We start from the raw sequence: 25,573 nt of genomic DNA, 5'->3' as shown, positions 1-25,573 counted from the left end.
ATTAGGGGCTTTGAACAAATATCATTGAGTCGCTTTCGAGCTTATAGCTTAGCTATCAAGGTTATAACTCGGCTATCAAAGCTATTGCTCAGTTTCTTCGATAAGCTCTTGCACCGGTGATGCTGGTTTGTTTTGAGCAAAGCCTCTTAGGCCAACAACGTGTACGTGTTCGTGGTCTTTAAAGACCTTACGTACTAGCTTGTAGGTTGTGCCTTTTTCTGGGCTAATGTTCTCTGGCGCTGCAATCAGAAGTTGCATGCCTAGACGGTCACACAGTTCAAACAGCGTAGAGATAGACTTAGAATCCAGACGTGCTGCTTCATCAAGGAACAACAAACGACATGGAACGATGTCTTTGCTGCGTAGTCGACGAGATTCCTCTTCCCAACTTTGAATAACCATCAATAGGATTGACTGACCCGTACCGATCGCCTCACCCGTAGACAGCGCACCCGATTCCGCTTGTAACCAACCATCTGAACCACGGTTAACTTCAACACTTAGCTCTAGGTAGTTACGGTAATCCAGTAACTCTTCTCCCAGAACTTGTGGAGAACGTTGGCCCATATCGATATGTGGATTCACGCGTTGGAACAGTTTCGCCATCGCTTCAGAGAAAGTAAAACGCGTCGATTCAAACAAGTCTTTGTGCTGCTCTTGTTGAGTCGCTAGACCTGATAGCAAGATCTCGTGACTTTCACGGATCTTAACGTTCAGACGCACGCCTTTAACCTGACCAAAGTAGATGTTCGACAAACCTTGGTTCAGCATACGAATACGGTTCTGCTCACGCTGAATCGTTTTCTTGATGATACTTGCTACCGATTCAGAGCTGATCGCTAAGCGGTTTTCACGCTGCGTCAATTCTTCTGTTAGACGAGCCAGTTCAACTTCCATCTCTTCGATAGCTTCAACCGGATCATCCGTACGAATAATATCCTGACGAATACGCTCGCGAAGGTGTTGGTAAACCGCAATGTAGAACAAAACCTTACGTTCTGGATGCGCGTTGTCTTCAGAGAGACGCAGCGAATCACGTAGGTCGTCATTGTCAGCGACAGCTAAACGTAGCGCACCCAATGACTTATCTGACATTGAGCGAAGCTCGCCCGCCGTTAGGTAAGCCAATTCACGCTTGTGCAAACGACGTTCAACGTCATTCTCACGAGCTAAACGAAGTACTGAACACCAGCCTGCTTTTGCTGCGACAACGAAAGTGCGAAGCTCTGTGTACTCTTTCTGAACTTTCTTAAGGCGCTTAGCCAGTGCTTTCATCTCAAGTTCAGTTGATGTAATCGTACGCTCGTATTCGCTCTTACGGCTACGAGACGTGTGCAAGCGCTCATGAAGGTCATCACGACGACGTACAGCACGTTCTTCAGCGCCTTCATCAGCATTAACGCCAAACTCTTGTAGCTCTTGCTTGAACTCTTGAACCGTTTCTTGTTTCGCTTGGTGCGCGCTCTTCAGTGCTGCCAATACTTGGTTGTATTGGTTCATCTGTTCACGAGCTTGCTTCAAGCCATCACGGCCTTTTGTTCTTGCTTGCTCCGCTTGAACCAACTTAGCTTTCAATTGCTCGCTCAGCTCGCTGCTCTTGTTTAGAAGATCAACAGAATCCGCGTAAGCAAAGTAGTGACGACGTTCAATTAAGTCAGACAGAGCAAACACTTTACCTTTCAAGCTTTGTAGAGCTTGATCAGCTTGTTGGTATTGCGCTTCTAGTGCCTCGAACTGTTCTGGGTCAGCGTCTAGTGCAGAAACGATCTGCTCTAACGAAATAAGTGCTTTTCCGTGAGCGTTCAAGTAAGACTTCGCTTCACTTAAACGTTCAAGTTGTATTTCTAATTCAGCGAGGCGTTCAGCCAATGTTTCGTCTTCCAAAATACGAACCATTGGTGCTAATTTGTCTAGCGCACCCAACGCTTGTTTACTCTGTTGTAGCTGACTACGTTGCTGTTGCTCTTTAGAGTTTAATTCAGCTAAAGAACGTACAATCTGGTTACGCTTGTCACGAATAGATACTAGTACCTGTTCAGGGTCAGCGTTAAACGCAACGTGCAGGTGCTTGGCTACAAAGCTGTTGAATGCTTGGTATAGGCGATTCAGTTTTTGTGCATCAAACGCTGCTTTGGCATGGTTTTCCACAACAACATCACGCTCTTCGCGTAATTTTTCTAAACGTTGCTCACGAGCCGCACGACCAAACAGAGGGATCACAGGGAAGCGAGAGTAACGCATTTGGCGATCGTTCAGCTGAACACATACCGCGCCTTCTAACTCATCGGCATTGAATGAGCTGTCATCAAACGCATCGACATCACCTTCTAGGATGTAAAGGTCTTCAGGACAATCATCAAGATCGATGAGCTTCTCTTTGATGCCATCAAGATCAGAAACTACGATCGCGTGACGAGCTGGACCGTACATCGCACTGAAGTAAGGCGCATCACCAATCGTGATGTCATCGTAGATCTCAGAAAGCAGCACACCACCAAGGGTGTCCGCAAGGCCTTTCAGTCGAGGATCGTTAGAACCGCCCGGAGAAGCCAAGCGTTCAATCTCTTGCTCAAGTTCAGCACGGCGAGTTGCTAACTGATCTTTTGCTACTGATTGAGACTTTTCGCCTTCGAGCACTTGTTGCATTTGAGTCATAACCGCTTGGCTATCTTCTAGCTCAGCTTCAGTTTGATCTCTTAGTGCTTCAAGCGCATCGTTGGCATTGATCCACGCAGGAGCAATAGACTCGAGTTTCTGAATCTCTTGATCGTGGTTTTGTTGCACACGACGCTGGTCACTCTTAGTTTCACGAAGCTCTTCCTGAGCGTACTCAAGAGATTCGATTTGCATAGCATGGCGCTCACGCTCTTCATCAAAAACCGCTTCGTCGGTAAGTAAGATACTGTGTTGCTTTTGGTATTCGGTCGCCAGTTCTTTTGCTTGACGCTGCTGTGCCACATCACGCGCCATATCGCGGTGCTGAGCACGCCACTGTTGTTCGTTTTCAACAACATGTTTTGCATTACGGCCTTTTTCTAAAGCTTGCTTAGCGCTGTTAGACGCGTCTTTGCGCCCAACGTCACCAACAATGCTCTTAACAAGAGATAGCGCTTTGTCGAACTGTGCAGAAGCAGCAGAAGACATATCTAATTTGTGCTTAGTCGATAATAGCGTTTGAGTGCTTGATTCTTCTTGTGCTTTTAGCTCAGAAACCAAAGTTAATGCGCTTTCTGCTGTGATAGATTCGTCACCTAGAAGCTGCTTAGTTTTCTCTAGAGCTTGAACCGCTTGCTGGTATTGCAATGCTCGAGTTTGCTGAACGTCCAATGCTTGTTGGTAGTCAGCAAGCTGGGTTTTCAGGCTATCCACTTCTTCTTCAGTAATGGTTGCCTGCTCTTCAGCAAGAAGTACTCGTTCTTGAGCTTCTTCAACTACCATCATCTGCTCTTCGAGACGCTCATTAAGCTCTTCTAAATCTTCGCTGTAGCGAGCAATTTTTTCTTGCTGACGAAGTGCCGTTTGAACCAATTGAAGATGATCCGAAGCCGCTTGGTAGTCTTGCTCTAGTGCTGACTCTTGATCCACCAGCAGTTCGAGTTCTTCTTGAACACGGTTCAACAAGTTATTTTGATCAAGCAAGGTTTCGCGAGAACCAAACAGTTCACCACGGAACTTCATGGTTTGATCAAGCTTATTACGACGATCGTTCGCATGGCGCATGTAGTCTGCTGCCACGTAATTGGTCGATTCCGTGATCAAGTGTTTAAACAAGTCACGATCCGACTGAGTCGTTTTGATCGCTTCTAACGTCAGACGGTTTTCGCGCAATGCTGATTCCATATCTTGGAACGCTTTCTTCACACCGCCATTTTGCGGTAGAAGGTAATCACGCAGAGAACGCGTAATTGCACTTGAGATACCACCGTACAATGATGCTTCGATGAGACGGTAAAATTTAGAACGATCGCTGCTGTTACGCAGTTTCTTCGGTAACACACCGTACTCAAACATTTGCGAGTGGTAATCAACGATTGAAGAAAATGCTTTAAAGTGAGCACCCTCGTATTGAGCTACCGCAGCTTTTACATCGTTCAACTGACATACACGAGCATGGCTGTCTGAAACGTTTTGAATCAATACATCTGTTGGTTTCACATGACTTGGGAGGCCTTGGATAACAAACGGTTTGATGTCTACTTTCTTGTCACGACCGGCAACTTGCTGCAGTTTTACCGCAAACAGTAGGCGTTGGTTACGAGAGTTCACAACATCTAACGCGGCATAACATGCGCCAGGTTGAAGCTTACCGTAAAGGCCTTTATCGCGTGATGACTGCGAGCTACCCGCTTCCGTTGTATTACGGAAATGCAGAAGGCCTTGGTCAGGGATTAATGCTGTGATGAATGCCGCCATTGTGGTCGACTTACCTGCACCGTTACCGCCAGAAAGCGTTGTAACCAATCCATCAATATCAAAAGTGCGAGCAAAGAAGCCGTTCCAATTGATCATGGTTAATGATTGATACTTGCCTCTTTCAATCATGCTTCACCTTCTACTTTTGTTTGTTCGCCATCGTTCGACTCTAAGTCAAAGTCAGCTTGATCGTTAAAAATGTCTTGTTGACCGTTTTCGTCTACATCTACTTCTAGTTCTGATACCGCTTCTGCTTGTTCTTCATTCAACAAGCTGCCTTGGTTAGGTTCTTGGGTATGAACCACAGCTTCACCATCACGGATAAGACGTAATTGCGCTTCTTTCATATCGTCGCCAATACGAACGTCAGCACCAAAGCGGAATACCGCTTCACTGATACGGAATTTACCCGTCTCACCAATCGCGATCAGCATGCCGATACGGCGTAGGCGACGTAGAGAAGTACGCACTTTATCAAATAGCTTTTCTTTATCTAAGTCAGAGCCAGAAGCACGGTTGGTTGCCAGCTTCATGAGTTTTTTCTCATCAGCTAGCGCCATTAGCTCTTCAAACAACTCTTGATTCGTGAAGATACCTTCATGTGCTAAGCGTTCTGGGCTTAGGTACAAGAAACACAATACCTTGCCAACAAGCATATCTAGCTCAGACAAAACGCTGCGGCCAATCAGAGACGTAGAACGCGGGCGCAGATAGAAGAAACCTTCAGGCGCTTTCACCAGTTCCGTGTTGTAGCGTTGGTAAAAATGCTGTAGTTCAACTTCAAAATCAGAAAGCAACGCATGGTTGTCTAGGTCTTCTGTTGAAACATGCTTACCTGAACGGAGCATGCTGTCTAGCGCAGGGAACAACGGGTTCGCTATCGCTTTTACCAGTTTCTCTGGCATGTAATCATCAGTACTTGTTAATGACATTTGCTTGTACCTTTGCACCGAAATCGTTGATTGCCTGCCAATCCGGCTGAATAGCCTGATAGTCAGACGCTGAATAACCTAAGCGCACGGCTTGGTCGACAACAATTCTGGCTAAATCAAAATGGTGTGTGCGAGGGTGTGCTGCGAGGTAATCGCGTAGCACAAGACCAAGATCAATTGGCGCACCTTGCTGTTTGTGAGCTTTTAACATCTCTGCAATTCGTTCGGAAAGCAGATCATTCACTTGTTCAAATTCTTCGTACTCAACGTCGATTGGCGCTTGTCCCATCACCTCATCATCACGAAGCACAAGGGCTTCATCACGAAGGTCCGTGAGTTTTTCCGCATCAGCATAAGTCAATAGCCAAGGCGCATCAAAGTAGTCAGTAACCGACTGACGCAAACGTTGACTAAAGGCACGGTTTTTATCCATATCAATCGCGGTACGGATAAACTTATGCACGTGACGGTCATAGCCAATCCATAAATCGATCGCTTGCTGACCCCAACTGGTGATTCGGTCGAGCTTCATTTGCAAGCCAAACAAGGTTTCACCAACGAACTCGAGTTCATCGTCACCGTAAACAATTTCTTGAATATCGAGGATCTGTGTTTGCAGCTCATCACCTGCCGCTTGCAAGGTGTCTTGCAATTCTTTTAGCGTGGCAGAGGTTTCTGATAGCAAAGCTTCACAGTTGTTGATCGCCTCTCGCCAATCCTTGTTTAGCAGGTCGGCAATTTGCTGTTTAACGGTTTGTTGCTGCTCATCCATAACACGTTGGTTAAGATCAATCTGGTCGAAAATTTCACCAACAGAGTATTTAAGCACGCCGTAAACGTTCTTTCTCCAATGTCCTGGCGTTCCGCCTTTCTGTGCTGCTTCAATGGCTTTTGCCATCTCGTCCGCAACCATAGAAAGCTGGATAGACAATTTTAATTTAGAGAACTGACGGTGACGTAAGTAATAATCAGAGATGCCAATCGCCAATGGTGATAAGCGATAAATGCTAGCACCATCGGTGATTTCACTCGTAAAGCGGCTAATGAGCTTCTGTTTAACCAGTTCATTGATAGCGTTATTCGCACGAAACGCAGACGCTTCGCCCGTATCTTCAAACAGTCGAGTGACGATGGTAAATGCATCGTGCAATTCACCTTCGCCCAACTCTTCATCGAACCTTTCATTGCTTAACACTGCGATAGCAATCAAAAATGCTAAGCGCTCTGGTGGCAAGTTTAATGAAAAATCATGCTGCTTGACCCAGCCCACCAACTCATCAATTGGCTGCTCTTCGGCAGTTTGAGTCATTTCACTCATTGTGGTTCCTGTTACTGTTCTTCGTCATATCGAACGTATTAGATATGACGCCTATTTCTTTATGACGCGGGCTTCTTACTATTGCATAGCGCATGTTGTGGCTTCTTTTACCACATTCACTGCTGCTATTGCGCAGGTTTTTGAGCCCAAACGTGAATATAACGGCCTAGCGACAGATATGGCTCTTGGCGACATAGCTGTTTTTCTAGTTCCAATACATCTTCAAATTGGTAATCACCCATGTACTCCATATTACCTATGTAGTCACTGAATGAGCGAATGCCTGACTTACCACAGATTTCTAGACCAGCGTCTTCTATCCATTGATAAACCTCTTCAGGCTTCAAGCCTTTTTGTGGTTGCAGCTTAAACCGTTTTCGATGTGGCATCCCATTCAATACATGAGGAATGTTGCCACAAATCACATTTTTCAGGACTAATCCGTGATGGTTATAAAACATTATCGAGGCAATACCACCCGGTTTTACTTGTTCTAGTAATAAATCAAGCGCCTCTTTCGGATTCGCTAACCACTCCATCACAGCATGAAACATCACAAAGTCGACTTTATCATCGAGATGTTCTGCCACGCTTTGCACTGGAGAATGGATAAATCGATACTGATCTAACAAGCCCGCTTCGCTGATACTTTCTTCTGCTAGCTTCAGCATTTCAGAAGAGAGGTCGCAAAGAGAAACGTTATGCCCAAGCGACGCAATTTTTTGCGACATCTGCGCAAGGCCGCCTCCAGCATCAAGCACATGCAGCGGCGAAGCTGATTGCTCAAATTTGCTCAAAGCTTGTTCTAAATCTTCCCATACGATGATCTGACGGATCTCTCCTTTGTCAGAGCCGTAAATGTTTTTTGCAAATTTGTGGGCAATATCGTCGAAATTACGGTCTTCAGTCACGGCTACTTGAGTTATTATGTCCTATCGTGCCTGCTATTCTGTCACAGGAATTTCAGGAATAAAGAGGCGATGTCTCTTTTTACTACTAAGTGATGTTTTTTCGGACTATTCGGATATGTTTGAGCTGAAAAAAGTAGTGTCTTCGTTACTGATGCCACTGCCAGCAATGTTAATTCTCGCTTTTCTGGGCTTAGCCCTAGTGATGTTTACTACCAAAAGGAAGACAGGTTGCCTAATTACCCTCTCAGCCCTGTGTGGTATTTTCCTAATCGCTTTCCAGCCAGTTTCTAGTCAACTTTTAATGCCAATGGAAAGGCAGCACACCGCTTTTTTACCCGTCGATGACACCATCGATTACGTTATGGTTCTTGGAAGTGGTCACGTCGTAGACGACCAAATCCCACCGACATCAGAACTAAGCCGAACTGGACTTATGCGTTTAAGTGAAGGCATTCGAATTTTGCGTCTTTACCCAGGCGCCAAACTTATTTTGTCCGGCTATGGCGCAGGCACTGAAGTCAGCAACGCAAGGATGATGGCTAAAGTGGCTCTAGCTCTTGGTGTAGCAAAGCCTGATATCATTCTGCTTGAAACTGCTAAAGATACGTGGGAAGAAGCACGACAAGCGGCAGCGTTTGTTAAGAATAAAAGAATGGTATTGGTGACATCGGCTAGCCATATGACGCGCGCACTCAATGAGTTCCATGCTGCAGGAATGAAGCCATTACCAGCACCAACAAACTACCTAGCACAAGAAGGGATTGTTGAACCTTGGAATAAGTACATGCCTAAAGCGCTCTATCTTGAGCAAACCGAACGTTATTGGCACGAAACGATGGGGTTAGTTTGGCAAAGTCTGCGCGATTGGCTAGACACAAGTAATGATAATGTTGAAGAGCCTGTAGTCATCCCTGAACCTTCTATTTTAGAAGAAGACAATGATGCAGTTTCTGCGGCCTAGTATTAAATCGATATATCTTGATTTTAGAAGAGTTAGTTCATAATCAAGAATGTGATAAGCAATAAAAAAGCCGAGACATAAACTGTGTCTCGGCTTTTTTACGCTTGTCACTCGTTGCTGATTAAAGCGCCCGAGGGAGGTTTAGTCACCAGCAAACATGTACCCTTCACCATGAACCGTCACAAAAATTTGTGGATTCTTAGGGTCAAACTCCATTTTTGCGCGCATACGACGAATGAGGACGTCGATCGTACGATCATTCGGCGCATCAACTCGGTGGCTAATCATATTCAAAATACGCTCACGACTTAATACTTTATTAGGGTAAGAAGAGAGTGCTACTAGCAACTCATACTCAGCCTTAGTCAGTTTAACCGGCTCGCCATTTTTGCTTAGCGCACGGCGAGGAATATCAAACGTCCATTCACCAAAACGAACAACAGACTCATCTTCTGTTTGTTCTACCGTTCCCGCCGCGGTTTTGCGAGCGGCAGCAATACGCCAAAGTAAGTTTTTAACTCGAACCAACAACTCGCGAAGTTCGAATGGTTTAGTAACATAATCATCTGCGCCCATTTCTAGGCCAACGATTTTGTCGATGCTATCCGTGCGTCCAGTAACTAAAATAATTCCAATGTCTGATTGACTGCGTAATTCGCGAGTTAGCATCAATCCATCTTCGCCTGGTAAGTTGATGTCCAGCATAATGAGATCAACGTTGTTTTCTTCCAACACCTTTCTCATTTGAGCGCCGCTTTCCGCTTCGCTCACTGTGTAACCTTCGTTCTGGAAATATCCAACCAGTTTACTGCGGGTTACCACATCATCTTCTACGACTAATACGTGATAGCTCATCTACACCACTTTTCTTATTTAATAGTTTCAGTGACTATTCTATTCATAACTAGTAACAATTCTAGTGGTACTGAAGATAAAAGCCAGAAACATGGATTTTTTTTGATACAAGACAATCTTAAACCTTGCTATTTATCGTCCATCGCAATTCAATATAGGCATTACTACTAACGAGTAACTTTGCGTTTCGCAAATAACCTTGTTATTCAGCCTTGGTGTGCTTATGCCCTAGTGACTTCAAGATGCTTATAAGTAACACCACAAGACTAAATCAGGATCTATGAAATGAAAGATACGAAAGCGTTCAACGAACAAAGAGCAGAAATATACTGGTGGCTATCAAGCTTATTTGCCAAAGAGCTAACTCAAGAAGAACTCGATCACTACCATTCTGTTGAAATTCGTTCTTTCCTTACTGGTTTAGGCGAAAATGAAACTCTGAAGCCTTCAATTGATAAGCTTGTAGACGCACTAAATCGTTTACAAACACGTGAAGATGCCCAACTGGAACTGTCTGCTGATTTCTGCGATCTTTTCTTAAAGACAGATAAACATGGTGCTCTGCCTTACGCTTCAATGTATATCGGCGAAACGGGTCTATTGAACGACAAGCCAGCTAAAGATATGGAAGACATCATGGCTAAGCACAACCTGGTCGTGAACAAAGATTTAAAAGAGCCCGCAGACCACATAGCTATCGAACTCGATTTCCTTGGCAACTTAATCATCCGTTCTAACGAAACTGAGCTTGAAGAAGAGTTAGAGAAATCGTTCGCCGTTCAACAACAGTTTGTCGAACAACAACTCCTTACTTGGGTGCCAAAGTTCAATGTGAAATGTCATGATGTTGACCAGTTTGGTTTCTACGCTTCCGTCTCGTCTTTGTTACTCGCATTTTGCAATTTAGACATTCAATATTTGGCGGGTGAATAAGCTAAGTGGATATCTAAGTAAATAAATTCAATAGAATGTGACAATTCACCCGGATTTCTGGGTGAATTTTATTGCGAGTCATTTCTAGTCAGTCTAAAATTGTGACCGCAAACGATAAAATATGAAACATTCACGAAATGCTATGCTTATTTAAGTTCAGAGCATTTCGGTGTTAAGACAGGCCGCTCAATAGCGGTTTTTTGTTTTTTAGCACTTTAGTACCCAAAGAGCCCTACAAATTTAAGCTCTTAGTTAAGTAGCTTAACGGCTACTTTATTCCGTACTTTGGGAAAGTAGCTTCTAATAGGATAAAACCATGGCCACTATTAAAGATGTCGCTCGCTTAGCAGGCGTATCAACAACCACCGTTTCTCACGTAATCAACAAAACACGTTTTGTTGCAGAAGCGACTCAAGAAAAAGTAAACAAAGCCGTAGACGAACTAAACTACGCGCCGAGTGCTGTTGCTCGTAGCTTAAAATGTAATACAACGCGCACTATCGGCATGCTAGTGACTCAATCAACCAACCTATTCTTCTCTGAAGTTATCGATGGTGTTGAGAGTTACTGTTACCGTCAAGGTTACACTTTGATCTTGTGTAACACTGGCGGTATCTATGAGAAGCAGCGCGACTACATTCGAATGCTTGCAGAGAAACGTGTAGATGGCATCTTGGTTATGTGTTCAGACCTAACTGAAGAATTAAGAGAGATGTTAGACCGTCACGCTGATATCCCTAAAGTTGTCATGGATTGGGGCCCTGAGACCTCTCAAGCCGATAAGATCATTGATAACTCTGAAGAAGGTGGCTATCTGGCAACCAAGTACCTTATTGAACGCGGTCATTCTAAGATTGCTTGCTTAAGTGGCCACTTAGACAAAGCAGCATGTGTAGAACGTATTGCAGGTTACAAACGTGCGTTGGGTGAAGCCAAAATAGCTACTGATGAGCGTCTAATCATTGAAGGCAACTTTGAGTGTGATACCGCTGTGATTGCTGCTGATCAAATTATTAAAATGGAAGATCGCCCTACAGCCGTATTCTGTTTTAACGACACCATGGCACTTGGCCTAATGAGTCGCTTACAACAACAAGGTATTCGTATCCCTGAAGATATTTCAGTGATTGGTTACGATAACATCGAGTTAGCTGAGTACTTCTCTCCACCATTGACCACGGTTCACCAACCGAAGCGTCGTGTTGGTAAGAATGCATTCGAAATTTTGTTAGAACGCATCAAAGACAAAGACCATGAAAAACGTGTATTCGAAATGCACCCCGAAATTGTTGAGCGAAGCACAGTTAAAACGTTAAATTAATTGATAAATTCAGTTTAGTTTAATCAAGCGCACCTTTAGGTGCGCTTTTTTTATCAACAACATCAATGAACCTGGTATCATACTGGAAAGATCATTAATTGAAGCGATATCACATTTTGAAATAACAAGTGTGAGCCTCATTCAACAAAAACTTTATTCTATTTAATCAGTCACGCACAGGGCAAACCACTCGAAAGAGTGAGACGCAAAGCTTCCGGCCTAAACCACTCGTTGGTATGGTAGCGGGGTTACCGATGGCAAAATGCAGTAGTTATTAATAATTTAGTAATTTACGGCTTATTGACAATTTAGTTGCAACATTTTGCTAATCTCTCGGACCTGCTTATTTGGTGGCGTAGTTCAAATACACCGAGATAAATAACATGGATAAACCGATACTAAAGGACTCGATGAAGTTATTTGAGTCCCTAGGAAAAATAAAATCACGCTCAATGTTTGGTGGCTTCGGTCTTTTTGCTGATGACACGATGTTTGCTCTGGTTGTAAATGACCAGTTGCACATACGAGCGGACAAATGCACAACAAAGCAATTCGAACAACAAGGGTTTCAACCTTACGTTTACAAGAAACGTGGTTTCCCCGTTGTTACTAAATATTTCGCTTTGCCTGAGGGCCTATGGCAGGATCAAGAGAAAATCTTAGAGCTTGCTACTACGTCTTTGGGTTTTGCTAAAGACGAAAAAGCTGAACAGTCTTCTGCTAAGCCAACTCGATTAAAAGACCTTCCTAACCTTCGACTCGCGACTGAGCGTATGTTGAAAAAGGCTGGGATAGATTCCGTAGAACGTTTATATGAATCTGGCTCTGTAAACGCGTTTAACGCCATCAAGGAATCTCATGCGTCCTCTGTTAGTATCGAGCTACTTTGGGCACTAGAAGGGGCTATCAATGGTACACATTGGTCTGTCATACCACAGCAGCGTCGTGAAGAGCTTATCAGTCGCGTCAATTAACATTGTCAATTCAAACGATACATAACTAAGCCGCATTTTTGCGGCTTTTTTTATATCTGCTGAAAGTTAATCTATGCTTTACCTGTCTATCTATACTAATGGTATGCATTGAAAATTTGAGGAAGTATCAATGAGTAAGAAAATGATATTGGGTATTGTATTGGTCGTGACGATCATCTTGTTGGGCGTAAACTTCGGCCAATACCTCACACTTGAGAATGCAAAGGCTCAACAAGCCGTTTTAAATAAGTACATTGATAGCAACTTCATCGCTGCGGCTGCTATTTATTTCTCAGCTTACGTAATGATTACCGCTTTCTCGATTCCAGGCGCAGCTGTTGTGACACTCTTGGGTGCCGCGCTCTTTGGTTTTTGGAATAGTTTGCTTTTGGTGTCATTCGCCAGCGCCATCGGTGCAACTATTGCCTTTTTAAGTAGCCGCTACCTATTGCGCGACTGGATTCAAACCAAGTTTGGCGATAAGTTGGCAACCATAAATAAAGGTGTTGAAAAAGACGGGGCATTTTATTTATTTTCCCTACGTTTGATTCCTGTATTCCCATTTTTTCTCATCAACCTTTTGATGGGTTTAACACCGATGTCGATTAGCCGATATTACATTACGAGCCAAATAGGGATGCTGCCAGGTACTGCTGTTTTCTTGAATGCAGGTACTCAGCTTGCAGAAATTGATTCACTTTCAGGTATCGTTTCCCCTTCCGTTTTACTTTCATTTGCCTTGCTAGGTATATTCCCAATTATTGCCAAGTGGTTGATGAACAAATTCCGTTCAACACCAGTCGTAGAATAAGGCGCTATCACAATGAAAATCTTTAGCGCATCAAATCCGACAGAAGCCCACATCATATGTGGGTTATTAGAAAGCGAGAATATTGCGTGTGAGGTCCGTGGAGAGGGTTTATTTGGCTTGAAAGGAGAAATCCCCTTCACAGAAGACACTGACCCTTACGTCTGGCTGTACGAGCCAGAATTGGCAAACAAAGCACGCACAGTTGTTAATGAATACCAAAAACAACAAGATTCCATTATCTATGAAGAATGGCTCTGTGGAGAATGCCACGAGGTAAACGAAGCCCAATTCGGTTCTTGCTGGCAGTGCGGTGCTGCCTCTCCTGAATAGAAGAGATTAAATAAAAGCTCAAATCAACTGGATCAGACACCTCCTCCAAACAAAAAATGGGAAGCTAAAATTAGCTTCCCATTTTTTTGGTAATCATGTTCTGTGGCAATAAAACTGAGATTTAATCATCAGCTATTAGCAACAAAATTTATCTCTCGGTCATTGAATTTGCTTTTGAATAAAGGCTATCGAACGTTGGTTAAACTCTTCAGGATTTTCCACGTTACATACGTGACCGCAATTGGCAATTTCTACCAGTTCACTCGACTCATGTGCTTCGACCATTTCTTTTACAGGCTTAATGAACATGTAGTCACGCTCTCCCATCAAGTACAGAGTCGGTATTGGTAGCTCTCTATCTTTAAAGTATTTCATCAATGGGTTTACATCTGCCGTTAAGATAAACCAGCGCTTGAACTCTTTCTGGCACAGTTTTTTGGCTTCACGTATAAACAGGTGACGAGACTCTTTTTGGCTTTTTTGCGGCATAACAACATAAGCAAAAAGGCTGTATAACCACATATAAGGGATTATGTGCTTACTCAAGTTACCCAGTTTTATTAACACTTGAGAGCGAGTGTTGAGCTTAGTGACAGCGCCGCCTAATACCATAGATCGTACACGCCCCGCCGCCAACTCTGCAACGTTACGTACAATAATCGTCCCTAAAGACATGCCGACGAAGTGCGCCGAACGAATTTTTAGGTGATCTAAAACTTTAAGAATATCGAGCGTTACCGATTTGAAAGTATAACGATTCGAGATCAGACCTTTAAGTATGTTATCTGACTTTCCATGCCCTCTTAAATCAATGAGAAGCAAATTGAAATGTTGTTTATACGCTTTGATCTGCTTGAACCAGATAGAGGAACTTCCTCCTGCGCCATGCACAAACACAACCCACTCGTCGCTCGTAGGGTGAGTAAATGTTTTATGAAATAATAAACTCTCAGACATACCTATCGCTTTAATTATTGAAATGGAGCTAGGCCTCATCACAAGGCGATGACTAAGGATATCACGCAATTAAGAACTTTAAGTGATAATAGTGTCAAACCTAACATTAGTCATGTGAATACCTACCCTCATTTTCTACCTGACTAAAATGAGTTTGCAAGTTTTGTCTTCGCAAACGTGATGTGAACAGACCAGAAAACAAAAAGGCACCCTAATATAAGAGCGCCTTCGAATGTTAATTATCGTTGTTGTTCATCAACACAATCGAGAAACTAAAATGCCGTGTGGTACATCGTTAGATACTCTTTGGCCGCGTCTTCCCAACTAAAATCTTGCTGCATCGCATAAAGCTGAACACGCTTAATTTCAGATGGATTTTGTGCATAAAGCAACAATGAACGATGCAAGACAGCCAGTAACGCTTGTGGTGTCGGCTCTTCAAAAGCAAAACCAGTCGCTACCTCAGGATCTTGATCATAATCATTCACACTGTCTTTTAAGCCGCCCACAGAACGAACTATCGGTAAAGTACCGTAGGCCATGCTGTAGATTTGGTTTAAGCCGCAAGGTTCGAACTCAGAAGGCATTAAGAAAAAATCAGAACCCGCTTCAACCAAGTGTGCCAACTCGTTGTTGTACGCTTCGACAAAAGAGAACTTGTCTGAATGAAGTGCCGTTAACTCTTTCAGTTGACTCGCCAAAACCGGATCGCCAGTACCGACAATCACAATCTGAAGATCGTTTTTCAAGAACTGTTCGATGATAGGCAGTAAGTAATGAACACCTTTTTGATTCGTTAGACGACAAACCATGCCATAGACCGCACAATCGTTCAGCGGAAGACCAACATCTTGTTGCAGTTTTTGCTTACAAGCTGACTTACCACGAACCATGCTGTGTTTGGTTGCTTTATATTTTCGAGGAAGAGACGCATCTGTTTCTGGATTCCAAGCACCATAATCACAACCGTTAAGAATACCAAATAGGTCAGCCGACCGGTGTTGAAATTCAGCGGACATTCCGTGGCTACCGAGTTCAGTTTTCAGCTCGTTGGCATATGTTGGGCTTACAGCATTTACTTTATCTGCACACAACACACCCGCTTTTAGCATGGTGACGTGAGTATCACTCACTGCAGCTTCAGGTACGTTGTAGTTGTGCATTTCTGGCAGACACTGCAGTTCATCATAAGAGAACACGCCTTTGAAAACCGCATTGTGAATAGAGATGACACTGCGTGTATGTTCAAAGAAATCGTGCTGTTGATAACGAGACTTAAGCAAGAAAGGTACGAAGCCGGTATGCCAGTCGTTCGCGTGAATGATATCCGGTTGGAAACCAAGCTTTGGTAACATATCCAAACAAGCTGCGCTAAAAAATGAAAAGCGCTCGCCGTTATCGGCGTAGGCTTGATTATTTTCTGCGTACATTTCTGGACGGTCGAAATACTGAGCACATTCAATACCAAAAACTTGAACGCCTTCCACACTCAACTTCTTAACTTGGTAAGCGGTATGAGGCCAATGATCGAGCTCCGTCGATAAAATGACGTCTGCCGAATCAATATTTGGAATGTTTCTATACGCGGGGATGGTCACTCGAACGTCCTGCTCGAGTGTTTGTAACGCTTTCGGCAGTGCCTTGGCTACATCAGCCAAGCCACCACTTTTAATCAAGCCTTCAACTTCAGACGCTACAAAAAGTACCGAGAGAGTCTTAGTAACCAACTCGCGCTCCTTTAGAAATAACAACTATACCATCGTCAGATACGTGGTAATGCTTCTTGTCTTCTGTCAGGTTTACACCAATTTGAGTGCCTGGTGCGATGTCTGCATCTTTATCAATGATAACGCGACGAAGTATACAACCCTCGCCCACCTTCACATCACCTAATAAAATACTCTCACTAATATCACATGCTGATGCGATATTACTGCGGAAGCCTAGTACACTCTTTTCAATACGCGAACCACGTACATAACTACCGCTACACACAAGGCTATCAATGATCTGAATTCGACCATTAGCCGAGTCAGTAAACGTAGCTGGTGGCAGTGGCGGATAGTAAGTGTGTAGAGGCCATTTACGGTTGTATAGCGAGAATGGTGCATCTTTCTTAAGAAGATCCATATGCGCTTGCCAGTAAGCATCAATCGTACCTACATCGCGCCAGTAAACTTCTTCTTTTTCACCTGTAATGCGGTTGGTGCTAAAATCATAAACAAACACATCACCACGTGGGAACATATTTGGAATAATGTCTTTTCCGAAGTCATGTGAAGATTCAGGCTTATCTGCATCTTCCGTTAGTTCAGCAAAAAGTTCCTTTGCTTCGAACACGTAGTTGCCCATTGAAACAAGCGCTGACTCTGGGTCTCCCGGAATCGACTTCGGATTTGCAGGTTTCTCTTCAAAGCCAATCATACGACCTTCAGCATCAACCTCAATAACACCGAAATCTGATGCTTCAGCAAGTGGCATGCGCAGGGCAGAAACTGTTAGAGCTGCTTTCTTCTCTTTATGGAAATCAAGCATCTGCTTGATGTCCATCTTATAAATATGGTCAGAACCAAAAATACAGACTTGATCAGGTTCTTCCAATTCCATAAAGCCCATGTTTTGGTAGATAGCATCTGCTGTGCCTTCATACCAACGCTTTCCTTTACGCATTTGCGCTGGAATTGGGTCGATAAACCGACCTGATAAGCCACTGATATTCCAACCTTTTTTCATATGATGAAACAGTGATTGTGACTTAAATTGTGTCAATACGTAGATCTTCATCAGATCAGCATTAACGAAGTTGTTCAAAGCGAAATCAATTAAGCGGTAACTACCACCGAAAGGAACCGAGGGTTTGCTGCGAGATTCAGTCAAAGGTCTTAAGCGAGAGCCTTCACCACCAGCAAGAATCATTCCCAATACACCAGCCATTTTATTCTCCATATATCTATAGCTTGTCGATGTCAGTACTCGTAGAGGTATCTTCCTCTGGGGGATGAGCACTAACACTTATTTCGGTACTTAACGAATATTCATTCACATACAGTGACAATATCCTAAGCCAAACGTTGTTATGCGTGCACTATTCTTTGCACTTGGTTTTATATACGTTATCGACTTTTCGGCCGATTTCAATTTTTAATACGCCATTCTGTGTTATGCGGGCTGATTGCTTTCCTAAGACTTAAAGCAGCTCACACTACACCGTTCGGGTGAAACATTACATTAACACCCGCCACACATCAGGTATACAACTAAACACTGATCTTTGAGCTACAATATTTTAATTAAGTTACATTCTCGTTAAAGTTGCATAATAAGATATTATTAATCACATCCATTTATTTCGCATCGTGAATTTAATCAATTCTCATAAGCAACACACAACATCAATTGGTTGCATATTTAGTCATATTTTGAACAAAAAAAAGCAGCCTAATGGCTGCTTTTTCAATCAACGTGTTCCGTTACTTTTCTTTAGGCTTTTTACGCTTATCCGTAATTTCCCACTTACCGTCAATATACAAAGCGGTCCAACCTGAAGGTTTTCCATCGGCTTCAGTACGGACGTAATTCTCTTTTGTCTTACGGCTGAAACGTACTACCGCTGGCTTACCGTCCGGATCTGCAACTGGTGCAGATGCTAGGTATTGAAATTTAGGCGAAATACGGTCTTTAAAACGAACAAGCTCTTCCACTAATGGCGCACGAGTTTCACGTGATTTAGGGAAGTTGCTTGCTGCCATAAACAGACCAGAAGCACCATCACGAAGCACAAAGTACGCATCTGAGTTTTCACATGGAAGTTCAGGGAAATGTACTGGATCTTCTTTTGGTGGAGCGACTTCACCGTTTTTCAGGATCTTACGAGTGTTTTTACAATCTTCACTCGTACAGTCCATGTATTTACCGAAACGACCGTTCTTCAAAATCATGTCAGAACCACATTTGTCACACTCAACAAGTGGACCATCGTAGCCTTTCACTTTGAATTCACCGTGTTCAACCACATAACCTTCACAGTTAGGATTGTTACCACACACGTGCATCTTACGCTTATCATCAATCAGATAAGCATCCATTGCCGTTTCACAAATAGGACAACGCTTTTTAGCTCGAAGTGCTGCTGTTTCAACGTCTTCTTCAAGAACGTTGATAATGCCGTCTTCATCACCAAGGTTAATTGTTGTCTTACAACGCTCTTTTGGTGGAAGCGCGTAACCAGAGCAACCTAGGAATACACCGGTTGATGCAGTACGAATACCCATTTTACGGCTACAAGTCGGACATTCAATATCGGTTTCCACGATATGGTTCGGCTTCATGCCACCAGCATCTTCGTCTAAATCTGCTTTTTCCAAATCGCCTGTGAAGTCTGTAAAGAAGTTATCTAACACACCCTTCCAGTTTGCTTCGCCTTCAGCAATTTGGTCTAACTTTTGCTCCATACGAGCAGTAAAGTCATAGTTCATTAGGTCATTGAAACTACCGTCTAGACGGTCAGTAACAATTTCACCCATCTTCTCAGCGTAGAAACGACGCTGTTCAACTTTCACATAACCACGATCTTGAATCGTCGAGATGATTGATGCGTAAGTTGAAGGACGACCAATACCACGCTTCTCTAGCTCTTTTACTAGCGCCGCTTCAGTGAAACGTGCCGGTGGCTTAGTGAAGTGTTGTTTAGGATCTAACGCGATTAGATCTAACTTATCGCCAATTTGTACTGCAGGAAGAATCGTGTCTTCATTCTTACCCATTGGGCGCTGAACACGAGTCCAACCATCAAATTTAAGAATTCGACCTTTCGCTTTTAGCGTGTATTCATCAGCTTTGACGCTTACCGTTGTTGAGTCGTATTGCGCTGGTGTCATTTGACAAGCAACAAATTGATTCCAAATCAGCGAGTAAAGCTTGTGTGCGTCTGCGTCCACGCCGTTTAGATCTTCCGACTTAACATCTACACTTGAAGGACGAATCGCTTCGTGGGCCTCTTGAGCGCCCTCCTTGCTGCCGTATACAAGCGCTTTAGATGGTAAATATTGCTCACCAAACTCTGAACCAATGTATTCACGAGCGGCTTCTACAGCTTCTGAACTCAAGTTAGTCGAGTCAGTACGCATATAAGTGATGTAACCCGCTTCATACAGGCGTTGAGCCAGCATCATGGTTTTCTTTACGCCGTAACCAAGACGAGTACTCGCCGCTTGTTGCAGCGTTGACGTGATGTAAGGTGCAGACGGCTTACTCTTCGTTGGGCGGTCTTCACGTTTACACACTTCATATTGAGCTTTTTCTAAAACATTAACGGCTGCTAGAGTTTGCGCTTCATTGTCTGGTCTAAACGCAACACCGTCTTTCTGTGCAACTTGCAGTCTGAAATCCGTTTTGTCGGTTGTTTTAGTATCAGCATGCACATCCCAGAATTCTTCAGGGATAAAAGCGTTGATCTCGCGCTCACGCTCAACAAGTAGTTTTACGGCTACAGATTGAACACGGCCAGCGGATAAGCCTCTCGCTACTTTTTTCCAAAGCAAAGGTGACACCATAAAGCCCACAACACGGTCCATGAAACGTCGTGCTTGTTGTGCGTTTACACCATCAATGTTCAGCTCACCTGGAGTTTCGAAAGCTTGTTGAATAGCATTCTTGGTGATTTCGTTAAAAACGACTCGTTTGTATCGCGTTTCATCGCCACCGATGATCTCACGAAGGTGCCATGCGATAGCTTCTCCTTCGCGATCCAAATCGGTTGCGAGATAAACATGGTCTGCGTTCTCAGCCAGTTTTTGCAATTCAGCAACGACTTTTTCTTTACCTGGTAGAATTTGGTAATTCGCTTCCCACTCTTGATATGGGTTAATTCCCATCTTTTTAATCAGAGCTTTGCGATCTTTTTCTTTCTTGATACGAGCTTTATCTTCTGGGCTCATATCCTTGGTTGAAACTGCAGTAGCCTTTTTGCCAGTACTTTGACCTGCCGTTGGCAAATCACGAACGTGACCTACACTCGACTTAACGACAAAGTCTTTACCAAGATATTTATTGATGGTTTTAGCCTTGGCCGGCGACTCCACTATAACTAGCGATTTACCCATATTGACTCTAACGTCCTTAATCACGATGCTTCAGCACCAACAATTTAACTTGTGGGCTTTTACGCATGATATTCTAAATTCATTGCTTCTTTTTTTACTATTGTGCGAGATTACTAGAAGATCAACCGCTTTTTTCAAAATTGGATCTGATCGGTCGACAAATCGACGACTCTGTAGATAAAAGGGGCACAATATAAAGAAGCTATAAAGTACTCACTAAGAATACTTGCAAGAGCCTGTTCATCAGGCATTACGTATAAACGCGGTCATACTAAGCTTGTCCACGAATCTAACGCGAGCCCCATTCAATTATTTTTGTCATAAATCACAAAATAAATTGTGGATATTTGAAAAGACTCTCTTAAATCGGTTGTGAAATCATTGAATTTCTAATGCCACACAATAAACTCAACGATATATTCAGTTATCAGAGATCGACTCATGACAAAGAAAGTAATAGCAGAATTTGATTTACTGCTAATCGCAAACCAAATTATCCAATCACATGATGACTACATTGAAGGCATGCGCGCAAACAGCGTAGTAGAGAAAGACGATGTGCTCATCTTCAAAGGTGAATACTTCTTAGACAGCAATGGATTGCCGACAGAAAACACAACCGCTGTATTTAACATGTTTAAATACTTAGCGCACCATCTTTCCAAAGAATTTTCGATTGAGCTATAACGAAAAAGCTTGCCATTTAGGCAAGCTTTTTTACTTCCTGTCTCTCTATTGACTCAGCATTTTCAGCTTATCAAAGTAATCAGGGAAGGTCTTCGATGTACAACCAGGATCATTGATTGTCACCGGTGTATCACTTAGGGCGACCAAAGAAAAACACATTGCCATACGATGATCATCGTAAGTATCAATCGCCGCGTGTTTCAGTTCAGCAACAGGGTTAACAATGATGTAGTCTTCACCTTCTTCCACTTCAGCGCCCACTTTACGTAGCTCTGTAGCCATCGCAGCGAGACGATCGGTCTCTTTCACGCGCCAGTTGTAAACATTACGAATCGCCGTCGTGCCCTTAGCAAACAACGCAGTTGTAGCGATTGTCATTGCCGCATCGGGGATATGGTTATAGTCCATATCAATGCCTTTCAGCTCACCACAACGAGAGATAACGTAGTCGTCACCCCATTCAATTTCGGCACCCATTTTTTCAAGCGCATCTGCGAATTGGATATCACCTTGGATACTGTTTTTACCAATACCCGTAACCTTAATTTCACCACCTTTAATGGCAGCAGCAGCAAGGAAATACGACGCTGATGATGCATCACCTTCAACTAAAAAGTCACCAGGTGCTGAATACGATTGTCCGGTAGGAATAACAAACTCTTGGTAGTCGTTATTAATCACGTCCACGCCAAATTGTTTCATAATGTGTAGCGTTATATCGATGTATGGTTTAGAAACCAAATCACCTTCAATTTTAATGGTCACTTCGCCTTCAGCCAGAGGTGCTGCCATCAAAAATGCCGTTAAAAACTGACTAGAAATGGACCCATCGATAGAAACGGTACCACTTTTAAGGCCTGTACCTATGATCTTCAACGGTGGGTAGTTTTCGTTTTCTAGGTATTCAACGTCAGCACCTGCTGCTCGTAATGCTGTAACCAAGTGACCGATAGGGCGCTCTTTCATTCGAGGTTCACCAGTCAATACAAATTCACCACGACCTAAGCAAAGTGCAGCGGCAAGGGGACGCATCGCCGTGCCTGCGTTACCTAAGAAAAGCTCTAGGGCTTCATTACTTGAAAACGAACCACCAACACCAGTCACTTCACAAACTTTTTTATCTTCAGATAGCTGATAGTTAACACCCAATTGAGTCAGAGCATTCAACATATGGCGAATGTCATCACTATCGAGTAAGTTTGTTAAACGAGTTGTTCCAGTTGAAAGTGCAGCCAAAAGAAGGGCACGGTTAGAAACACTTTTAGAGCCAGGTAGGTTAACTTCCCCGCTCACTTTTTGAATTGGTTGTAACGTAAGGCTTTCCATTAAATCTTATAGTCCTTGTACCACCCGAGGTCACTGGCGCGTATTTATTTTCGGGCGATTAATAATTCTTCGTACTTGCAGACTAACGAACTTTTCCAATGAACTCCAGAGCTAATCCCTTTGTTAAAGGCTATTAATTAGCCAATCGAACGCATTGATGTACTAGTATGCTAGATCGACACGAACGCCATCAGAAAAATAGAGAATCCGTACATCATCACCTCGGTTAAACAACATCGAATTATCGACGTCTTGGATGATATTAACCAACTTGTCATCTTTGGTTTTAACCAACAATTCAACAAGCTTGTATTCCACTCGGTATTGCGTATTACCTCGATTACGGGCAATCCCTGCGCCCGCTACAGCACCGACAGCCGTTGCGACTTCTTTACCGGTACCGCCACCAAACTGATTCCCTATCAAGCCGCCAATAGCCGCGCCCAACAAGGTTTCCCAACCATTTGCTTTAGACTCTACGATCTCTTGTTGGGTAATGTATCTGACCGTATCAATTTCACCATAAACGACCTCATTGACCGGTCTAGCTTGGTTTCTGTTATAAGCTGCATTTGCCAACATGGGCAAAACAAGTAAAATCCAAAGCAACTTCTTCATGGTAAAACTCCTAAAGACCTCTTGGTCAATGATTAATCGGTAACGCGGTACTTATGACTATATACCTAACTGAACTTGATACTACTAGTATAGAGTTTCCTTCGCCCTTCGACGCGCTTGATGAACCAAACGGTCTGCTCGCATTTGGTGGTGATTTATCGCCAATGCGAATTTTAAACGCTTACAGCCAAGGTATATTTCCATGGTATGGGCCAGGAGAGCCTATACTTTGGTGGAGCCCAGCACCCAGAGCAGTATTTGATCCTAAGACATTCAAACCATCAAAAAGTCTTAAAAAGTTTCAAAGAAAGCACAATTATCGAGTCAGTATCAACCATGCGACCGACAAAGTGATTGGTTATTGCTCATCGTTGAGACCCGAAGAAGAAACTTGGTTAAACAGTGAAATGCAGTCAGCGTATCGCGAACTTGCTTCATTAGGATTCTGCCACTCCGTCGAGGTTTGGCAAGGCGACGAGCTTATCGGCGGCCTTTACGGCTTACAAAGAGGCCAAGTCTTTTGTGGTGAATCGATGTTCAGCCTGAAGACTAATGCCTCTAAAATTGCACTATGGTATTTTTGTAAACACTTTAAACAATTTGGCGGAAAGCTCATCGATTGCCAAGTGATGAACCCTCACTTGAACTCGTTAGGCGCTATCGAAGTAGAAAGAGATGAGTTCCTTAGTGCTTTGAAAATACTTAAAGAAAATCAACTTGGCGATGGATGTTTTAAATCACAATGGCTAGAGGGAACGCCTTCATGAGTTCAGATTTACAACAAATCAGAATTGGATTGACCGATAACCATGCTTGCAGCTACCTGCCACACCTTCAAGAAAGAGTAGCGGTCACGCTTGATGAACACATGCACACTTCAGATAATTATGAAGTTCTGCTCGCAAACGGGTTTCGCCGCAGTGGAGCGACAATTTATAAGCCACATTGCGATAATTGCTCTGCGTGCCATGCTATTCGCCTCTCGATTCCCGAGGTCAAGTTTTCTAAAAGCCAACGCCGCATCCTCAACAAAGCCAAAGCATTTCGCTGGCAACTGAAAGACGTGATGGATGATAACTGGTTTGATTTATATAGCCGTTACATAACCGCTCGTCACAGATCGGGAACCATGTATCCACCAAAAAAAGAAGAGTTCCTACAATTCTCTAAAAATGAATGGCTTGCTACAAAGTTCATGCACATCTATGATGATAGTCAGTTGGTCGGCATCGCTATCACTGATGTGATGTCTCACTGCACGAGCGCATTTTATACCTTCTTCGATCCTGATATCGACATCTCTATGGGAACACTCGGCGTTCTATTTCAGATCCAGCATGCCCAGAAAGAACAAAAACAATGGTTATATTTGGGTTATCAAATCGATGAATGCCCTGCGATGAACTATAAAGTACGATTTCAACGTCATCAAAGGCTAGTAAATCAGCGGTGGCAAGGGTAGAATACGCGACAACTTTACATATTTTGATTTTAACGGCACAATCAAGCCGTTGAAAACCGCCAAATTTCGAAAGAGGATTAGATGGCTAAAGAAGACGTAATCGAGTTGCAAGGCACTGTCCTTGATACTCTACCAAACACAATGTTCCGTGTTGAGCTTGAAAACGGTCACGTAGTGACAGCACACATCTCTGGTAAAATGCGCAAGAACTACATCCGTATTCTTACTGGTGATAAAGTAACTGTTGAGATGACTCCATACGACCTTTCTAAAGGCCGCATCGTCTTCCGTGCTCGTTAATTTTTAATTATCGAATACGATAAGAAGCGGAGCTTAATGCTCCGTTTTTTATCGCCAGAAGGAACATCAATATAGGGCTCATTTGTAGCTCTCAACACTTCCCTGTTTTACCCACCACTTATCTTCCGTAACAATGCCCTCATATACCTGATGACTCTCCCGCTATAGCGACGTAAGCCTTCCTATTACCTGCTCCAAGTAAACACCTGATATCTTTCCCATGCTCTTTTTAATCTCCCCTTGCTTGTACCGTTACTCTTGTCTGTCTCGCGACTCCAGTTTCCCCGTAACTGTAGCTTTTTTATAACTGCAGCTTGATGGCTTATCCCGCCCCGCAGTCTCAATTTTCAGTACACAGAAGTT

General features: G+C 43.4%; 21 protein-coding genes and 1 riboswitch. Of the genes, 10 read left to right on the top strand and 11 right to left on the bottom strand.

Annotated elements, in window-relative coordinates:
- Positions 1–81: 81 nt before the first annotated feature.
- The 4 genes from mukB to cmoM all read right to left on the bottom strand — a co-directional run bounded on the left by mukB (position 82) and on the right by cmoM (position 7,574).
- A complete protein-coding gene (mukB, locus tag OCV36_RS05525) occupies positions 82–4,542 on the bottom strand; it encodes a chromosome partition protein MukB (RefSeq protein WP_135454592.1) in 4,461 nt (1,486 codons plus the stop codon).
- On the bottom strand, positions 4,539–5,345 hold the full coding sequence (mukE, locus tag OCV36_RS05520) for a chromosome partition protein MukE (protein ID WP_135454590.1): 807 nt from the start codon (positions 5,343–5,345) through the stop codon (positions 4,539–4,541). The genes mukB and mukE overlap by 4 nt, the downstream gene beginning before the upstream one ends.
- Entirely contained in the window at positions 5,326–6,663 is a 1,338-nt protein-coding gene (gene mukF, locus OCV36_RS05515) for a chromosome partition protein MukF (protein ID WP_017076448.1), read from the bottom strand. Before mukF ends, mukE begins: the two co-directional genes overlap by 20 nt.
- A gap of 125 nt (positions 6,664–6,788) precedes the next feature.
- A complete protein-coding gene (cmoM, locus tag OCV36_RS05510) occupies positions 6,789–7,574 on the bottom strand; it encodes a tRNA uridine 5-oxyacetic acid(34) methyltransferase CmoM (protein ID WP_017076449.1) in 786 nt (261 codons plus the stop codon).
- 115 nt (positions 7,575–7,689) lie between these two features.
- On the opposite strand from cmoM, the gene elyC reads away from it, so the two are divergent.
- Entirely contained in the window at positions 7,690–8,535 is an 846-nt protein-coding gene (elyC, locus tag OCV36_RS05505; protein ID WP_029225249.1) for an envelope biogenesis factor ElyC, read from the top strand.
- Positions 8,536–8,676: 141 nt separating this feature from the next.
- Here elyC and torR read toward each other — a convergent pair whose 3' ends face one another.
- On the bottom strand, positions 8,677–9,390 hold the full coding sequence (gene torR / locus OCV36_RS05500; protein WP_017076451.1) for a two-component system response regulator TorR: 714 nt from the start codon (positions 9,388–9,390) through the stop codon (positions 8,677–8,679).
- Positions 9,391–9,675: 285 nt separating this feature from the next.
- Between torR and torD the strand changes: the two genes are divergently transcribed.
- The 5 genes from torD (at position 9,676) to OCV36_RS05475 (ending at position 13,759) form a co-directional block, all read left to right on the top strand.
- Entirely contained in the window at positions 9,676–10,323 is a 648-nt protein-coding gene (gene torD, locus OCV36_RS05495) for a molecular chaperone TorD (protein ID WP_017076452.1), read from the top strand.
- Positions 10,324–10,639: 316 nt separating this feature from the next.
- Entirely contained in the window at positions 10,640–11,644 is a 1,005-nt protein-coding gene (gene purR, locus OCV36_RS05490) for an HTH-type transcriptional repressor PurR (RefSeq protein WP_017076453.1), read from the top strand.
- Positions 11,645–11,814: 170 nt separating this feature from the next.
- Positions 11,815–11,900, top strand: a riboswitch (cyclic di-GMP riboswitch).
- Positions 11,901–12,027: 127 nt separating this feature from the next.
- Complete coding sequence (locus OCV36_RS05485) at positions 12,028–12,618, top strand: TfoX/Sxy family DNA transformation protein (RefSeq protein WP_017076454.1); 591 nt, start codon at positions 12,028–12,030, stop codon at positions 12,616–12,618.
- Between the two features lie 130 nt (positions 12,619–12,748).
- Complete coding sequence (locus tag OCV36_RS05480; protein ID WP_135454588.1) at positions 12,749–13,429, top strand: TVP38/TMEM64 family protein; 681 nt, start codon at positions 12,749–12,751, stop codon at positions 13,427–13,429.
- A gap of 12 nt (positions 13,430–13,441) precedes the next feature.
- Positions 13,442–13,759, top strand: coding sequence for a putative signal transducing protein (locus OCV36_RS05475; RefSeq protein ID WP_135454586.1), 318 nt, complete (start codon positions 13,442–13,444; stop codon positions 13,757–13,759).
- Positions 13,760–13,918: 159 nt separating this feature from the next.
- On the opposite strand, the gene OCV36_RS05470 is transcribed toward OCV36_RS05475, so the two are convergent.
- The 4 genes from OCV36_RS05470 to topA all read right to left on the bottom strand — a co-directional run bounded on the left by OCV36_RS05470 (position 13,919) and on the right by topA (position 20,817).
- Positions 13,919–14,716 carry an alpha/beta fold hydrolase gene (locus tag OCV36_RS05470; protein WP_017076456.1) on the bottom strand — a complete coding sequence of 266 codons (798 nt, stop codon included), beginning with the start codon at positions 14,714–14,716 and terminating at the stop codon, positions 13,919–13,921.
- A gap of 272 nt (positions 14,717–14,988) precedes the next feature.
- On the bottom strand, positions 14,989–16,443 hold the full coding sequence (gene glgA, locus OCV36_RS05465; RefSeq protein ID WP_135454584.1) for a glycogen synthase GlgA: 1,455 nt from the start codon (positions 16,441–16,443) through the stop codon (positions 14,989–14,991).
- Positions 16,433–17,650 carry a glucose-1-phosphate adenylyltransferase gene (gene glgC, locus OCV36_RS05460; protein WP_017076458.1) on the bottom strand — a complete coding sequence of 406 codons (1,218 nt, stop codon included), beginning with the start codon at positions 17,648–17,650 and terminating at the stop codon, positions 16,433–16,435. Before glgC ends, glgA begins: the two co-directional genes overlap by 11 nt.
- A 536-nt stretch (positions 17,651–18,186) precedes the next feature.
- The gene (gene topA / locus OCV36_RS05455) at positions 18,187–20,817 is read right to left on the bottom strand and encodes a type I DNA topoisomerase (protein WP_135454582.1); all 2,631 of its coding nucleotides are present in this window, start codon (positions 20,815–20,817) and stop codon (positions 18,187–18,189) included.
- Positions 20,818–21,258: 441 nt separating this feature from the next.
- Here topA and OCV36_RS05450 point away from each other — a divergent pair, with 441 nt between their 5' ends.
- Entirely contained in the window at positions 21,259–21,504 is a 246-nt protein-coding gene (locus tag OCV36_RS05450; RefSeq protein ID WP_017076460.1) for a YciN family protein, read from the top strand.
- Positions 21,505–21,549: 45 nt separating this feature from the next.
- On the opposite strand, the gene aroA is transcribed toward OCV36_RS05450, so the two are convergent.
- Both aroA and OCV36_RS05440 read right to left on the bottom strand, forming a co-directional pair.
- Complete coding sequence (gene aroA / locus OCV36_RS05445; protein WP_135454580.1) at positions 21,550–22,830, bottom strand: 3-phosphoshikimate 1-carboxyvinyltransferase; 1,281 nt, start codon at positions 22,828–22,830, stop codon at positions 21,550–21,552.
- 162 nt (positions 22,831–22,992) lie between these two features.
- Positions 22,993–23,448, bottom strand: a complete 456-nt coding sequence (locus OCV36_RS05440) for an outer membrane lipoprotein (protein ID WP_017076462.1) — start codon at positions 23,446–23,448, stop codon at positions 22,993–22,995.
- Between the two features lie 53 nt (positions 23,449–23,501).
- Between OCV36_RS05440 and aat the strand changes: the two genes are divergently transcribed.
- From aat to infA, 3 genes are all read left to right on the top strand, one after another.
- Positions 23,502–24,215 carry a leucyl/phenylalanyl-tRNA--protein transferase gene (gene aat / locus OCV36_RS05435; protein WP_017076463.1) on the top strand — a complete coding sequence of 238 codons (714 nt, stop codon included), beginning with the start codon at positions 23,502–23,504 and terminating at the stop codon, positions 24,213–24,215.
- Entirely contained in the window at positions 24,212–24,910 is a 699-nt protein-coding gene (locus OCV36_RS05430; protein WP_135454577.1) for an arginyltransferase, read from the top strand. Before aat ends, OCV36_RS05430 begins: the two co-directional genes overlap by 4 nt.
- 81 nt (positions 24,911–24,991) lie before the next feature.
- Positions 24,992–25,210: a translation initiation factor IF-1 gene (infA, locus tag OCV36_RS05425; RefSeq protein WP_005600159.1), complete on the top strand. Its 219-nt coding sequence runs from the start codon at positions 24,992–24,994 to the stop codon at positions 25,208–25,210.
- Positions 25,211–25,573: the final 363 nt, after the last annotated feature.

Origin of the sequence: Vibrio echinoideorum (genome assembly GCF_024347455.1) — a bacterium.
Taxonomy (GTDB): domain Bacteria; phylum Pseudomonadota; class Gammaproteobacteria; order Enterobacterales; family Vibrionaceae; genus Vibrio; species Vibrio echinoideorum.
Note: the sequence above shows the minus strand (reverse complement) of the source record. Positions and strands in the feature narration are given on the sequence as shown.